Here is a 12325-nt window from a genome sequence, read left to right on the forward strand (position 1 = left end):
CGGCGCAGGCTGATCCTTGCCTTCCGGTTGCGCTGGCGTAGGCTTGCCCGATGCATCGTCGTCTCGTCTTCGAGGAGCCGGTATCGCGGGCCGCCGTATGGAGCCGACGGCTGGCCTGGTTCTCGCTGACGGTCCTGCTTCTCGCGGTGTTGGCCTTCCGGTTAGGAGATGGCAGCGTCGCGGAGCTGGCGCCGATCGCGGGGGCCTACATTCTCGTCTTGCTGGCGCTGCTCCTGGCGCTGGCCGCCTTCGCCCGGATCTGGCAGTCGGGCCATCGCGGGGTCGGGATGGCGGCTCAGGCCTTCCTTCTCAGCCTGATCCTGCTGCTGCCGGCGGGCTATGCGGGGTTCAGGTTGGCGACGCTTCCGGCGCTGACCGACGTCTCGACCGATATCGACGATCCCCCCGCTTTCAGCCGTTCGGCGGCCGCGCAAGGGGCACGCAAGGGGCGCATCCCGCCCGACGTGCCGGCGGAGCGGCGCAGGCTGCAGCGCCAGGCCTATCCGAAGGCAGTCCCGATCATCCTCGAGGTTCCGGCCGAGGCGGCGTTCGAGATGGCGCGCCGGGCGTCGACCCATCTCGGCTGGCAGGTGCTCGAAGCGTCCCGGCCGGGTGGCCGCAGCGGGGCAGGGCGGATCGAGGTGGTGGCGCGCACGCGCATCCTTCGCCTCGCCGACGACATCACCATCCGGATCCGGCCTCGCGTCGACGGCAGCCGCATCGATATCCGCTCCGCCTCGCGGATCGGCAGGCATGATCTCGGCGGCAATGCGGCGCGGATCGCCGCCTTCGCCCACGAGATCGAACTGCTCGTCGAGACGCGCTGAACCTCAGCCGAGCCGGTAGCGACTGCCCAGCTGCGGCGAGGCATCGCTACAGGCGACGATGCCGCGCAGCATGAGATCCTCGAGTTGGGCCAGCACCGAGAGGCTCGCGGCTCCGTGAAGCGTCGGCGCGAGCCCCTGGTAGATCATCGGGACCATCTGGGCGATCGTCTCGTCCCCGGCGCCCAGCCGGCTCATGATCGCGGCCTCGCGCTGGCGACGGTGGTGGACCAGCCCGCGCAGGAAACGCTGCGGCTCGAGGACGGGCCCACCATGACCTGGCCAGTACAGCGTGTGCTCCATGCCGCGGAGTTTCTCGATCGAGGCCATGTAGGCGGCCATCGAGCCGTCGGGCGGCGCGACGATGGTGGTCGACCAGGCCATGACGTGGTCGCCGGAGAACAGAGTCGCCTCCTCGGCGAGGCTGAAGGCGAGGTGATTTGCGGTATGGCCGGGCGTCTCGATGGCGCGCAGGCTCCATCCGGCGCCGGAGACGGCATCGCCCTCGCGCATCTGGAGATCAGGCGCATATGTCCGGTCGCCGGCGCCGTCGAGAGGATTGATCTCGCCGAGTGCGAGTTCGCGGGCGGGCCGATGCGGGCCGCAGCCGACGATTCGAGCCCCTGTCGCAGCCTTCACCGCCGGGGCAGCAGGAGAGTGGTCGCGATGGGTGTGGGTGACGACGATGTCGCTGACCGTCTCGCCGGTCACGGCCTCCAGAAGGCGCGCGACATGGGCCGCGTCGTCGGGGCCCGGGTCGATGATCGCGACCGTGCCGCGCCCGACGATGTAGCTGCATGTGCCGGTAAATGTCATCGGGCCGCCATTGCCCGCGATGACGCGCCGGACCAGCGGCGAGAGCTGAACGATCGCTCCGGAGGGGGCTGTCGCTGTCCTGTCGAACTCGATCTCGTCGCTCATGGTCCGCCTTGCGTTGTCCGCCGCGCGTCGCGCCGCTTGTCCGGCTTTGCCGCATTTCCTATAGGAGAGCTAGATGGTCGTGCAGCGCGACCGTGGCGGACAGGACCCCACACAGATGGCAGATATGCTCCCTCTTCAAGCTCCCACACTCGTCAATGCCGTGCTTCCCTCGGTTTCGAGCGCCCGCGCGACGATGATCCGCAACGTCACGCTCGCCATTGCTGGCAGCCTGATTCTGGTGCTTGCCGCCAAGATCAAGGTGCCGTTCTGGCCGGTGCCGATGACGCTTCAGACGCTCGCCGTCCTGGCGCTGGGCGCCGCCTATGGCCCGCGTCTCGGCGCTGCGACCGTCGCGCTCTACATCGCCTGCGGCCTGGCCGGACTGCCGGTCTTCACCAACACCCCGCCGGTCGCTGCCGGCCCGCTCTACCTCGTTGGCCCCACCGGCGGCTTCCTGATGGGCTTCATCGTGGCCGCTGCCGTCGCCGGCTGGGCTGCCGCGCGTGGTGCCTCCTGGCCCCGGCTCATCGTCGGTCTCGTGGCTGCCGAAGCCCTGATGCTCGGCCTTGGCTGCCTGTGGCTGGCGCTTGGCGCGCAGATGGCCGCCGGCGTCACCGGGGTCGGCTTTGCCAAGGCGTTTGCCTATGGCGTGCAGCCCTTCCTCCTGGGCGATGCGCTCAAGGTCCTGCTGGCGATCTGCATGGTCGCGACGGGCTGGTCGGCTATCGAGCGCCGCAGCTGATATCTTCGCCGCCGCCGATTTGAAGAGGGCCGGGGGAAACTCCGGCCCTTTTCTCTTGGCTGCGGGGTAGCCACGCGATGCGCGCGGCGCCGTTCTAGCCTGTGGCCTTCGCAGATCTGGCGCGCGAGCCGGCTACGAGGATACCGCAGGTCAGGTGGTAGAGGCTCGATGCCGGGACGGGCTCTGCCGCGAAGGCGCCTTCGGGTGTGCGGCGTTCATGCCAGAGGCCGTTCACGGGGTGGTCGAGATAGGGGGCGAGGGCGGCGACCGCGCGGTCCAGCGCCTGCGGGTCGGATGGCAGGTGCAAGGCTGCGGCCTTGAGCCGCTCCGTTTGCGGCCAGAGCCGGGCGCCCGCCGCCAGGACGCTGCCATCGGCTGCAACCGCATCCAACAGCGCGCCGTCGGGCGAGTGGACATCGCCGCGCTGGAGAAAGCGCCATAATGAGGCCGAAGCCGCCTCCGAGCGCTTCGGGATGTGACGCCCAGCAGCCCGCGAGGCCAGGCGATGCCAATCGAGCAGCGCCAGCCATTCCGCGTGATGCCCTGGCTCGAGCTGGCTGCCACGCAGGGAGGGCCGGGCTCGCAGGGCTTCGCTGAAGAGCTCCGGCAGCGTGCCGCTCCTGTGATCGAACAGGCGACCCAGGAAGAGCGCGACGATCTCGTCGGCGCGGTCGAGGAACAGCGCGTCGCCGAAGGCTCGCCAGGCCGCCAGTGTCGCCTCGAGCAGATGCATGTGCGAGTTCTGGCGCCTTGGCTCGCCGAACTGCGACAGCGACTCGCGATAGCCGCCCGACGGGTGACGCATGTGGCGGTCGAGCCAGGCCATCAGCTCACGCGCCTCGCGATGCAGATCCGGCTTGCCGGTGACGCGCGCCGCGCTCGCAAGGGCCAGCAGGACGAAGCTGTGATCATAGAGATCGCGGCGCTGGTCGATGGCGCTGCCATCCAGGGCAAAGCGCCAGGCATAGCCGCCCTCGGGCTGCTTCGCGCACCGCAGCAGCACCTCGAGGCCCATGGCGACGAGGCCGTCCGCGCCGGGCAATCCATGGCGGGCAGCACGGGCGAAGACGTAGATCTGGCGCGTGAGCACGCGCAGCCTGCGAAATGTCGCGGGACATGTCAGCGTGACGGCGTCGAGCGCCTCATGAAAGCCGCCATGCCGCCGGTCGACGCCGTGATCGCGCCAGAACGGCCAGGCGCTTTCGACGAGCCAGATCTCGAGTTCTCCGATCGATCGCGGTTCGGTCGCCTGCGGGCCCAGGCCAGGAGCCGGCGCGCGCGCCGCATTCTGTCCAACCGCCCGGAACGCGCTGGCCCGAGACGGCGCCATGGGTCAGGAGCTCGCCGATACGGCGGAGGCCCGCGGCGTCGCGATTGGGTGCCGGAGGCGCAGGGCTCGCGTTGCCGTCACCGTATCGAGAAACGGCGCGAATGCCTTCGCGAGGCCATCTGCGGTGGTGCCGCTCAGCAGCGCAGAGGCGTGATCCCTGAGAAAGCCCTGTAGCTTCGTCAGGTTGCTGCCGAGCGCGAGCGCGGGGATGCCCGCCATCTCAGCGAAAACGAGCCCGTGATAGCGCGAGGAGACGACGCCATCGAGGGACTTGTAACGCTGAAGGACGCGCAAGGGATCGCCGTCATAGGGCAGGGGCTCGAAGGCCGCCTCATCCCAGGCGTGATGCATTCTCGCGCTCGTCCAGATCTCCTCGGCGGTGATTCGGTCATTGTTCTCCAGATTGAAATAGGAGCGGGAGTGGGGGACGTGCACGAAGCGGAGCCGGCGCGTGGCAGCCTCATGGGTGCAGGCCCGGATGACGCCGGCGATCGCCTGGATTTCAGTGAGACTTGCCGTGGCGGTGACGATCCCGATGGTGGTGACGTCGTTCAGTTCCAGCGGCAATGCCAGAGTTTCCGGCCGCAGTAGAAAAGCAAAATCGAACTCGACGGGACATTCGCGGCCGATCACGCGCCACATGATCTCGCGGGATTCCGAACTGCGGACCGTCACCCGCCTGGCCTGCGAGAACAGGCGCCTGATTTCGGAGGCATAGCTGCTCTGGGCAGCCTCGCAACCCAGCCGCAGGATATCGACCGTGGCGCCGGCGCGCCGGGCTACCTGCGCCAGATCCGCCATCAATGCGACGGTCTCGCGGTCATAGAGCAGCCCGCCGCCACCGATGATGAGATAGTCGCCGGGCCGGAAGAATCCGGGTGTCGCAATCGCGGTCTGGGCGAACTCGCCACGACCGGACCGAAGCTTGTTGCTGTAGAACTGCACGCATCGTGGATAGAGCCGCCGGATGCCTTCGAGGATCGCCTCGTCTCCGACATTGTTCGAGCCGAACGAGCCATAGGCGAAGACGCGATCATTCTCGGGCTGCGGCGCAAACGGCAGCCGCCCTTCGGCAACACCATGTTCGAGGTAATGCTCCTGCAGGCTCGCGATCCGGCCCGCCTGATAGGCCAGCCGTATGTCGGGATAGCTCTCCTGGTACCAGTCGCCATCGAAGTTGATGTCGAGGTCAGGCATCGCAGCCATGCCGGACCTCGAGTGTCGGATTCGCCCGGGAGTTGCGCCCCGCGCGCAACGCGAGGAAACGGCGGCACACCGCATGAACGGCCGGCGGCGTGATCGTCGTCAGGCAGGCCATCCCGCGGTGACATTGGTCGACGCTGACGATGTAGCAGGGCGCGCAGCTCATATCCCGGCGCAACGCCACCGCGACCGGGCCGAGCGGCCCCCATTCCTCGGACGCGACGATGGCCGAGTGAACCGCAATGGTCGGCACGCCCAGTCCGGCCGCGAGATGGCTGGGACCACTGTTGTTGCCGACGAACAGGACGCTGCGGGCGAGGATCTCGGGAAGCTCTGCGAGCCGAGAGCGTCCGACGAGATCGAACACCGCACCGGCATGCTTCGTCAGCCGCAGGACGTCGTCAGCTATGTCGCGTTCGTCGGGGCCACCGACCAGTGCGATCCGCATCCCGTCGCGCTCGACCAGGAGATCGATCAGTTTCGCGAAATGGGCTGGCGGCCATTGTCGCAACGCCGTGCCTGCCGCTGGGTGGATGACGACATAGCCATGGGCGAACAGGGGCCCGAAGTCTCGGTCAAGTTCGCGGGAGAGCGCCGGCAAACGAGCGTCATGTCCGATCGTACGACGCTCCTCACCGAAGGCGTTTGCGACGGCGTCCGCGAGATTGATCAGGTCGTCGGCGACATGGTTGCGCTTGCGCGCCTGCAGCGGATCGCCCTCCCATTCCAGCGCGATGTCGAGCCAGGGAAAGCTGCGGCCGTGATCGAACCCTGCCAGCACGGGTGCATGCGTGAGCTGCAGGACCTGTCGAGTGTCGCCGAGCTTGCGGAGGTCGATTGCGAGATCGTACCTCCGTGCCTTCAAGGTGGCTTCGAGCGCGGCGTAGTCCTGCCTGCCGAGCGCCTTTCGCCCGAGGCTCGAACGCGCCTCAAAGAAGGCAAAGGGAATGATCTCGTCGATCGCGGGCTCCAGACCGGCGATGGCCAAGGCTGACGGCCCGACGAGCGCATCCAGTCGCGCCGCGGGGAAATGCGCCTTCAATCGCCGCAGCGCGGGCAGGGCGGTGACGAGATCGCCGATATGATCGAGCTTGACCGCGAGTATCCGCTTGATCCCGGCGCGCGAACCGAGTGGATGGCCGGCATAGACCTCTCGCAGCGGTTCCTCCTCAATGGCGTAACGCTCCTCGGCATCGGCGAGGTTGCGGTTGTGGAAGGGGTCCCCTGCCAGGAACAGGTCGGCCCAGCGCGCGAGAAAGGCCGATCGGTCATAGGTGTCGACCAGCACGGCGCGGCTGGCGAGTTCATGGTGGGTCAGACACACATGCGGCGTGTAGACGATCAGCTTTCCGGCGCTGTGCAGGCGCAGGCAGAAATCGACGTCGTTGTTGACGACGCCATGGGCCTCGTCAAACCCGCCCGAGGCCTCGAAGACCTCGCGGCGCAGCATCATGCAGGCGCCGGTCACGCAGGCGACGTTGCGCTGGCTCAGCGCGAGGCTGAAATAGCCGGATTCATCCGGGGCGGCGAAGCGGAAGGCGTGACTGGCATGCCCGTGCGTCGCGCGCGACAGTATCATCCCGGCATGCTGGACCTTGCCGTCGGGGTAGAGCAGCCGCGCGCCGACGACGCCGACCTCGGGACGAGCCGCCTCGGCTGCGAGAACCGCGAGCCAATCGGGATCGCGGACCTCGACGTCGTCATTCAGGAACAGCAACAGATCGCCCGACGCGACCTCGGCGCCAAGATTGTTGAGCCTCGACCAGTTGAAGTCCTCATCGACGCTGACGACCAAGTCGGCATGGCCGCGAAACCACGCCTTCCATGCGCGCTGCTCCGGTGACAGCAGGCCCCCGCGCAGATTGTCGACGAGGATGATTTCATAGGCGATGCCTCTGGTCAGCCGCCGTATGCTCTCGATGCAGGTACGGACATGCCCCTTGGCGGCGATCGTCGGGATGATGATCGAGACTTTTGCGCAGGGCATAGCGCGGCGCCGTACGCGGTGAACCCCGCGCAAGGGGCCCGGGCCCACCGTGCCTGCAATTCCGCGTCGTCGCAGCGCCTGCGCCAAGGCCCGCCGCTCCAGCCCGACGGATTCGCGCGAGCGACCAGCTTGCAGGACGAGTTGCGGCACGTGGCCGATCCCGCCTGCGATCTCTGTCAGTCGCAGAAGCGCGCCGTACGCGCCGCAAGCCGCGACGGCCGGCAGATCGAGCCCGGCGCGGACGAGCGCACCCTCCCGTGCAAGCCAGGCCCGGCCGATATAGTTTTGCGAGAGGAGCAGGTCCGGCGACCAATCCGGCTTGAAGAAGGCGGCCGGGTGCAGGTCGGCTGGATCGGGGCGGATGTCGTCGCCGTATACGAGGTCCGCGGGGTCTGGGCCGGTGGCCGCAATAGCCAGCACCAGCAGGCTGTCGACGGCCAGGATGTCTCCAGCCTCGAGCAGGCCCGCCAGGGCTGGCCCGCGGACGGGCTCGTAGTCATCCAGAGTGCGGATGCGGTCTGCATGGTCGGGATGGGCCGCGCAGAGGGCTTTGCGGATCGTGTCGCCCCGCTGCCGGGAGCCGGAGAACGGCCAAAGCCGCCAGGCATCGTGTCCTTGCGCGATCAGGCTTTCCAAGGTCGCCATGGCGCGTTGCGCTGCATCGCGACCTGCCGGGATTCGCAGAGCGAGATCGCAAGTCGGAAGCGGCCCGCGCGCCGCCAGAACGGCCAGATGGACAGCAGTCTCCGCCGCCGACATGCGGCTTCGCAGCGGCGGGCCTTTGTTCGCACGCGCGGAGAGGTCGATATCGACGGTGAAGCTGGTTTCCGCTCGTGCGCCCTCGCGATCCGTGACCACGACCCGGATTTGTGATCGCCCGGGATTCAGAGCGCGTGAGGGCACCGACAGGGCGAAGCCGGCGCGCAGGCTGTTGGGAAGATGCGGGTAAGCCGCTGCGACATCATCGCGCCGCAGCCCATGATAGGCCATCCCGAGCGTCGTATCGTCGAGAAACGCCTCGACGCTCGCGACGCCCGCCTGCGCTGCCGCCCAGCCAACGAGATGGAAGGCCCCGGAAACCCGGCGCGCTGCATGTCCCGCCTCGATTTGCATGCCGTCGACCGCCATCTCGATCGCGGCGGAGCCGGGGTCGGCCAGCATTGCGGTCGCTATGGCTGTTTCCCGGAAGCGGTGCTGCGAGCCGTCTTCCAGGCTCAGCACGAAATCGACCGCGTTATCGCCCGTCAGCAGGCCCGCGACGGCCAAGCGGGCGGAAAATCCGGCTTCCTGACGGATCGGGAAACCGGGGAATGCGCGGCGCACATCGGGACGTGGCAGCCCAATTTGAGCAGTGCCGGCAAGGCTCCCACCGACGGAGATCGCGATTTCCTTGATGGAAGGTCGCGCGAGCGCCCAGCCCTCGATGCACAACACGCCATCTGGTGTGAGCGTGATCGCATCGCAGTTGAAATGCAGTCCCGGAGCCGGGAGCATCGGCCCGCGCATGATCGCAGGCGGCGGGGTGCGGCGGTTTTGCAGCGCTTCGCGTAAGCGGACCGGTGCAGCCATGGAGCGCGCGCTGCCGTCGCGCGCGATGACCTCGATCCGGACCCGTTCCGGTGCGGCTCCTCCTTGCAACGGCAAAAGCCGGGCGATGTCGAAGCCGCAGTTTTCCGAGTTGGGGTAGGCCGGAAACGTCAGGGCGACGTCCGGCCTTGGCCGAGCCGGCACTGTCGTGGCGATATGGTCGGCGCCGGCAAAGACCTGAATTGCGACGATCTGCGCCTCGGCGAGCGCCCAGCCTGCCAGGTGCAACTGTCCCTGTGAATCCACGGTGCAACTGTCGACAGCCATCCTGATCGGAAAGGCATCGAGATCCGCGTCGCCCTGCGTGAAGCTTAGCGGATACGTGACGGACAGACTGCGCCCGCCAGCGGTCTGCAGCTTGAGGACGACATCGCTCTCGGTGGGGCCGAGGCGGCCGCTGGTCAGGATCGCCTCGAAGCCGGCGCGCCCGGCATGCTCGATCTCGGGAAACAGCGACGCGACATCGGGGCGGGCATCGCCGATCCGCGCCGTGCTAACGAGCCGGTCGCCGAGGAAGACGTCGATCCGGGCGAGCGACTCAGGGCCGACGGCCCAGCCACGAACGCTGCCGAGTTCCACGTCACGTCCGCCATCGCGGCGCGTTCGGAGGCGGGTGATCGCAGCGAGGTCGATATGCACCGTGGTCGGAGAGCGTGGGGCAGGACGATCTGGGGGAATGGCCTGAGCGCTGTCCATCACCGGGCCGCCGCTGACTACGCCGTTGCCGTCGATGGCTGTCCGGCGACGTGCGGGGCTTCGCGGCGCGCGCGCTCCACCACGGTCGTCGTGGAGCGCCCGGGAAGGAGGTCGAGCAGCATGGCCTGCCCACCCCATGACGCCAGTTCGCGCGCGCCGATGACATCGCTCAAATCGTAGTCCGAGCCCTTGAACAGCCGGTCCGGGCGGATCGCGAGAATGGCGTCGAGCGGCGTGTCTTCCGGGAAGCACATCACGGCGTCCACGAAGGACAGCGCGCCGATGACGGTGGCGCGATCGGCCAGGCCATTCAGCGGGCGCGAAGGTCCCTTGAGACGCGCTACGCCGGCGTCGCTGTTGAGCGCGACGATCAACCTGTCGCAATGGCGCCGCGCCTCCCGCAGCATCAGCGCGTGGCCGGCATGCAGAATGTCGAAGCACCCATTCGCAAAGCCTATGCGCAATCCCTCCGAGCGCCATTCCGTCGCGAGACGTGTGACGGTTTCAAGCGACAGCACCGGACCGATGCCGCCCTCGGCCTCTCGCAACGCGCTGAACAGTTCGTCGGCCGAACAGGCCGCTGTGCCGAGCTTGCCGACGACGACGCCGGCTGCCGCGTTCGCCAGGCGCATAGCCCTGGGCAGTGCCGCGCCGCCTGCGACGGCCAGCGCCAGGGTCGCGATGACTGTGTCGCCCGCGCCCGAGACGTCAAAAACATCCCTGGCGTGTGCGCGTTCCGAAATGGCGGGGCCGGCCCTGGGCACAAGCATCATGCCGTTATTGCTGCGCGTCACGAGCAGCGCACCGATCCTGACCTGCGCGAGAATGGCACGAGCGGCGGCCTCGACCTCCGCAGCGGTGCCTGTCGGCATTCCCGAGGCTTCCGCCAGTTCCCGCGCATTGGGCGTCACCACGTCGGCGCCCTCATAGCGCTTGTAGTCGCGGCCCTTTGGATCGACGACGCACGGTATGCCGGCCTGGCGAGCGGCGGCGATCGCTTTTGCGCAGAGCGAGGGGGTCAGCACGCCCTTGCCGTAGTCCGAAAGCACCAGCGCGGCGGCGTGCTCGATTGCGGTCCCGAGGATGGCGAGCAGGGCCTCTTCCTCAGCGGGATTGGCGCAGCGAACCTCCTCGTCGTCGACGCGAACGACCTGCTGGTTCGCTGCTATCACGCGCAGCTTGGATGTCGTCTTGCGGGCTTGCGAGCGAAGCACATACGCGTTCGAGGGCAGCTTCTGAACGAGTTCCTCGCCAGCCTGGTCGCCCCCTGCGAGCGTGATCAGGATCGGGTCTCCACCCAGCGATGCGAGATTGCGCACGACGTTGCCTGCGCCGCCGGCCATGGACCTCGTGCGATTCAGCTTCACGATCGGGATCGGCGCCTCCGGAGACAGGCGGCTTGCCTCGCCATAGAGAAAGCGGTCCAGCATCGCATCGCCCAGTACGATCACCCGACGATCGAATGACGGCAGCATGGTCCCGTCTCCCAGATTGAGTGCGTGATGCCGGTCAGAGAAGTCGGCAGGGCAGGCGGCCTTCCTCATATCCGTGCGACGCGAAATGCTCGTTGGCGGAGGGAAAAATTCGCGCGGCGACGGCAGAGGCTATGTCGTCATAATGCGAGAGGTACCATTGCTCGTCGACGTTCATCGCAAATGGACGGCGGCCCTCGAAATACCCGTCCCGAACGAAATGCTCTCTGCCCGACCCTAAGAGGCCTTGCGTGATTGCCTGGTCGATGTCGGGATAGGCTTTGCGATACCAGTCTTCATCGAATGGGATAGCGAAGAGCATCGATCTTACGAATTCTTCGAGATCGTCCAATTTTGCGGCAACAAGCAGGACGTCGCTCTCAGAGCTGATAGTAAGTCGCTGTCTCAGTTGAGAATAAGGAGGTACGTAACTCATTGGCGGCTATCCATCATCACCATGATGTGCTTGCCTTCCCTAACTGACTGACAGAGTAGCTATCGGCTCATAATCCCCAGAGGAGATAGGGCGTTCGATCGACGTGGCCCTATCATCATTGATCGTAGTTCGTAAGATTGATGCAATTCAACATCAACTTTCGTATCTGCGTCATATTTCTTGGGATTGACGGAGTCGCGATGTGGCGGAAGCGAAGTTGGCATCGCTACGCATGCGCCGTGAGATCCGCGCCAACGCAGAGGCCAGAACCATTGCCGACCGTCGGTTGCGATCTGCCTATCGCGACAGTGATCGGCCCGCCGCGCGCTTGCGGAAGCTCACCGTCTCAGAACGGTGGCGGGCGCCCCTAAGGGGCAAGTTTTTGATGATTGTCTTGGAGTGTTTGGTCGGAGTGGCAGGATTTGAACCTGCGACCCCCTCGTCCCGAACGAGGTGCTCTACCAGGCTGAGCCACACTCCGATCAACTGGTGTCGGGCTTATAGCCAGCGTCGCTCGCGCTTGCAACAGGGGTTTTCCCGATCTCGACGATTTATCGCGCGGGCGTTCAAGGGAGTGTCGCAACAGGTTGCGCAAGGCTGCGACGCGTTCTAGAAGGCGCGACGCATTGGGGCGTCGCCAAGTGGTAAGGCAGCGGTTTTTGGTACCGCCATTCGGAGGTTCGAATCCTCCCGCCCCAGCCAAATATTCTGTGCGAACCAGATTCTCGGGTGGCTCGCGGGTTTCCGCGACGGTGTCGCGGGTTAGCCGGGGCGCGCCGTCTGCTCTTCGCCTTCAAGCGCGCGATTCCGCCAGATCGGGCAGGTTTCTGGTCGGCTGTCTGGCCTACCCCATTTTGAAATTCCGCGGGAATATCAGCGAGACCGGTTTGCATCAGTCCTGGGCCAGACCGGTTCGACAAGGGCGGCGGAACCAGAAGCCCGCCGCAGAGCGGCGGGCTGCGATGCGCTGGTCCCAAGCCGTCAGTGGATCAGGAAGCGCTGTTCCTGGCTCGCCCAGTCATGGGGCAGGGCTGCACAGAGTCGACTGACAGAGAGGTTGGCAGGCGCGGTTCCATCAGCGATGGCGCCGATGACCTTGGGCGATAGACACGCCAGTGGAAGTAGCT

At 66.7% G+C, this 12325-nt stretch carries 8 protein-coding genes and 2 tRNA genes; 3 read left to right on the forward strand and 7 right to left on the reverse strand.

Features of this window, described 5'->3' with window-relative positions:
• The first annotated feature begins 50 nt into the window (after positions 1-50).
• Positions 51-827 (forward strand): DUF1499 domain-containing protein, encoded by a 777-nt coding sequence (locus tag AC1D2L_RS24670; RefSeq protein ID WP_476848546.1) that lies wholly within the window; start codon positions 51-53, stop codon positions 825-827.
• A 3-nt stretch (positions 828-830) separates the two neighbouring features.
• Here the strand turns inward: AC1D2L_RS24670 and AC1D2L_RS24675 are convergent, their stop codons facing one another.
• A complete protein-coding gene (locus AC1D2L_RS24675; protein WP_476848547.1) occupies positions 831-1745 on the reverse strand; it encodes an MBL fold metallo-hydrolase in 915 nt (304 codons plus the stop codon).
• A 115-nt stretch (positions 1746-1860) separates the two neighbouring features.
• Between AC1D2L_RS24675 and AC1D2L_RS24680 the strand changes: the two genes are divergently transcribed.
• Positions 1861-2487 carry a biotin transporter BioY gene (locus tag AC1D2L_RS24680; RefSeq protein WP_476848548.1) on the forward strand — a complete coding sequence of 209 codons (627 nt, stop codon included), beginning with the start codon at positions 1861-1863 and terminating at the stop codon, positions 2485-2487.
• 94 nt (positions 2488-2581) lie between these two features.
• On the opposite strand, the gene AC1D2L_RS24685 is transcribed toward AC1D2L_RS24680, so the two are convergent.
• The 6 genes from AC1D2L_RS24685 to AC1D2L_RS24710 all read right to left on the reverse strand — a co-directional run bounded on the left by AC1D2L_RS24685 (position 2582) and on the right by AC1D2L_RS24710 (position 11679).
• Positions 2582-3817, reverse strand: coding sequence for an AGE family epimerase/isomerase (locus tag AC1D2L_RS24685; protein WP_476848549.1), 1236 nt, complete (start codon positions 3815-3817; stop codon positions 2582-2584).
• A gap of 3 nt (positions 3818-3820) precedes the next feature.
• Positions 3821-5023: a polysaccharide pyruvyl transferase family protein gene (locus tag AC1D2L_RS24690; protein ID WP_476848550.1), complete on the reverse strand. Its 1203-nt coding sequence runs from the start codon at positions 5021-5023 to the stop codon at positions 3821-3823.
• Positions 5007-9290, reverse strand: coding sequence for a glycosyltransferase family 9 protein (locus tag AC1D2L_RS24695; RefSeq protein ID WP_476848551.1), 4284 nt, complete (start codon positions 9288-9290; stop codon positions 5007-5009). The genes AC1D2L_RS24690 and AC1D2L_RS24695 overlap by 17 nt, the downstream gene beginning before the upstream one ends.
• Positions 9291-9307: 17 nt before the next feature.
• Positions 9308-10765: a D-glycero-beta-D-manno-heptose-7-phosphate kinase gene (gene rfaE1, locus AC1D2L_RS24700; protein WP_476848552.1), complete on the reverse strand. Its 1458-nt coding sequence runs from the start codon at positions 10763-10765 to the stop codon at positions 9308-9310.
• A 34-nt stretch (positions 10766-10799) separates the two neighbouring features.
• Complete coding sequence (locus AC1D2L_RS24705) at positions 10800-11198, reverse strand: hypothetical protein (RefSeq protein ID WP_476848553.1); 399 nt, start codon at positions 11196-11198, stop codon at positions 10800-10802.
• Positions 11199-11602: 404 nt separating this feature from the next.
• A tRNA-Pro gene (locus tag AC1D2L_RS24710) sits at positions 11603-11679 on the reverse strand.
• 146 nt (positions 11680-11825) lie between these two features.
• Between AC1D2L_RS24710 and AC1D2L_RS24715 the strand changes: the two genes are divergently transcribed.
• Positions 11826-11900: transfer RNA gene (locus AC1D2L_RS24715), tRNA-Gln, on the forward strand.
• Positions 11901-12325 lie beyond the last annotated feature (425 nt).

Source organism: Allobosea sp. P1_B10, from assembly GCF_056406735.1.